Below are 328 nucleotides of genomic sequence, written 5' to 3' on the forward strand. Positions count from 1 at the left end.
GGGTTGTGAGGCCTTGAGCTAACTGATACTAATTGCCCGTGAGGCTTAACCATACAACACCCAAGTAGTTTTTACTATAAAGTGTGTATGATGACTGACAAGTCAGAAATGAATAACACGTACTTAGAGTACACTTGATTAGATTAGATATATACAGTATTCCGAATTGTGATTTACTTGAACAAGCTTCAGGTAAATAAAAGTTTCGCCTAGCGACAATAGCGTTGTAGAACCACCTGAACCCATGCCGAACTCAGAAGTGAAATGCAACTGCGCCGATGGTAGTGTGGGAGTTCCCATGTGAGAGTAGGACATCGCTAGGCACCTA

General features: G+C 42.1%; 1 rRNA gene. It reads left to right on the top strand.

Annotated elements, in window-relative coordinates:
* Nucleotides 1-208: 208 nt before the first annotated feature.
* Nucleotides 209-323 (top strand): 5S ribosomal RNA (gene rrf / locus ACOB82_RS17725).
* The last annotated feature ends 5 nt before the right edge of the window (nt 324-328 follow it).

This window comes from Colwellia sp. MEBiC06753, assembly GCF_053470325.1.